Origin of the sequence: Paenibacillus sp. NRS-1781, assembly GCF_050467745.1 — a bacterium.
Lineage (GTDB): Bacteria > Bacillota > Bacilli > Paenibacillales > Paenibacillaceae > Paenibacillus > Paenibacillus terrae_A.
Map to the genome: position 1 here is coordinate 1 of NZ_JBITPI010000100.1, position 2,424 is coordinate 2,424.

Consider the following 2,424-nt stretch of genomic DNA (forward strand, 5'->3'; position numbering starts at 1 on the left):
GAAATATTCAATTTTAGTTGTTTTTCCATTTTCAACAACCGTAGTGATTCGGTGATCATCATTTTCAAAGTTTGTTGTGATAACAGCTTTACCTTTTTCAGTCTGTACAACTTCTGTTTGGACCAAATTTTCTTCTGACTTGGTAATTTGTTCAGCATTACTTACCGAAGGTAAAACAGTTGCGCAGAGCAATGCTGATGCCAATAAAGGGACGAACACTTTCTTGAAAATTTTCACAATAATTCTCCTCCTATACAAATATTTCAAACAGTTATAAATATTACACTTTGTATAGTGAGAAGTAAGGGGAAATTTGTCGAACATTAAAACACATTACAAAATTCAATCTCATTTTAGAAAAAAGTATTTAATTAACAATAAATTTTACTTTTGTACCGTTTTACTTCCTAAAGATAAGATGGTTATGATTGATTTAGGCACAGAAAGAACTATTGATTCATATAAGCTTAAAAGTGATTCAAAGAATATGAGAATAAGCTTTTATAATCGGGGTTTAGGTTTGAAGGTGCATTTGCAACGAATGTAGGGGATGGAGATCTCAAAACGCTTCCTGATGAAAAAAAGTTTAGAATGAAAAGAAAGTGGTATTTATGACCCATGGTCATAATTTTAATGATCATTATAACCCCGCCGATAGGCTATTTGAATGTATTCTTCAATAGGAAGAAATTTGAACCCAATGAACAATTAGGCTATTTGGCAATAGCCACAGTATTTGCTGCCCTATGGTTAACTAAATTTCTACCGCATTCATGGCGAATTCCCGCTATAATAGTTGTTGCACTTATTGGGATATTCATATTCAGAAAAAAGTAAATATTAAATAATAAAAACAATCCCCGTTACCTTAAGGTTGCGGGGATTTTAATTACAATACGCCGAAACAAAGTAGGATCATAATGGGACTGTATTTGAATTCTGAGGCAGCATGTAAGCTACACCGCTACTCACAGTAGTAATATTACCGCTTACTCTAGCTCTATAATAACCTTTCCCCCAATCAGCAATGTAGAAACTTTCTTGATCACCCTGTCTATTTGTTAAGGAACCCCTCTTAGTAATCCCTTTCCTCCCGATTGTGTCCCAAGTACCTAAACCGGATTTTTGAAAATGCATATCAAAGTTCACATAACTAATTTGATATTGTGAACTCAGGATTATATTCCAGTTACAATACATCCGTCCCGCTATTTGATCACATGTAACTATTAACTCCCCTGCATAGCCTGTTGGTTTAATGATTTTCGACGAAGAGTCATAGACATCATTAGTTACTGCGCTAAAAGAGTTAAACGGGGGGCTAGACTGATCATTTTTTGAGTTTGGGTCTATGTAGATATCATATTTTGTAACATAAGACTGTTCACTCCCTTGTTCAGCATATGTTGCTGTTGGAAGATAGGCTACTGACAAAAAGATTAATGACAGAACTAAACAAACTAATTTTTTCAATTTGATCCTCTCCTTAATAGTTTCATTTAGAAAAAATTATTTTTTCCATAAACTTCATTAATTATATATCACATGCATCACTATTGTCTCCCTTTTTTTGTATTAAATTGTTTTTATTTTCATGGTAATGTATCATGAATTTTATAACATAATTTTGGAGGTGGTACTGTATGGAGTATAGATTGACTGATACTCACTTATATATACTTGAATATCCTGGAGTTCTTTGCTTTGCCCGTCCGAAATATGAATATAAGGATTTAGGAGAATTAATGGAAAATAGCTCACTTTATCATATTTCAACACCAGAAGATTTTGAATCTTTTGACCACACTAAAGTGTCTACTCCCAGTGAAGGAGGGAGCTTCTTTTTGGAGGAATTCCTTAATCCGATACTAAAATTAGTAAATGATAATAAAAAGTAAGGATTAAAATCAAACTGATCCCGCATGCTATGCAGTATATAGGTGTAGCTGCGTGGTTAGCTGATATTATCGCTAGAGCTATCGGTGCTATATTCCTTTAATAACTGTGATTAACAACGACGAATAACGGAGGAAGAATGAAAAGAAAGTGGTATTTAAGACCAATGGTCATAATTTTAATGATCATTATAACCCCGCCGATAGGCTATTTGAATGTATTCTTCAATAGGAAGAAATTTGAACCCAATGAACGATTAGGCTATCTGGCAATAGCTACAGTATTTGCTGCCCTATGGTTAACTAAATTTCTACCGCATTCATGGCGAATTCTCGCTATAATAGTTGTTGCACTTATCGGGATATTCATATTCAGAAAAAAGTAAATATTAAATAATAAAAACAATCCCCGTTACCTTAATTGGTTGGCAGGGATTGTTTTGTTCCTATCCGTTCAGATTCCTCCAATTTGTTCTTGAAGTTGTATTCTCTGATTATGGCTGTGCGGCTGAACAGGTACAGTAACAAT

General features: G+C 33.9%; 3 protein-coding genes. 1 reads left to right on the forward strand and 2 read right to left on the reverse strand.

Going from position 1 to position 2,424, the window contains the following annotated elements; all coding sequences use genetic code 11:
• Positions 1 to 237 (reverse strand): hypothetical protein (locus ACIFO6_RS24055; RefSeq protein WP_430044567.1); only part of this gene is annotated, 237 nt, incomplete at its 3' end.
• Between the two features lie 678 nt (positions 238 to 915).
• Positions 916 to 1,473, reverse strand: a complete 558-nt coding sequence (locus ACIFO6_RS24060) for a hypothetical protein (protein WP_430044570.1) — start codon at positions 1,471 to 1,473, stop codon at positions 916 to 918.
• A gap of 170 nt (positions 1,474 to 1,643) precedes the next feature.
• Between ACIFO6_RS24060 and ACIFO6_RS24065 the strand changes: the two genes are divergently transcribed.
• Positions 1,644 to 1,898 carry a hypothetical protein gene (locus ACIFO6_RS24065; protein WP_430044571.1) on the forward strand — a complete coding sequence of 85 codons (255 nt, stop codon included), beginning with the start codon at positions 1,644 to 1,646 and terminating at the stop codon, positions 1,896 to 1,898.
• Positions 1,899 to 2,424: the final 526 nt, after the last annotated feature.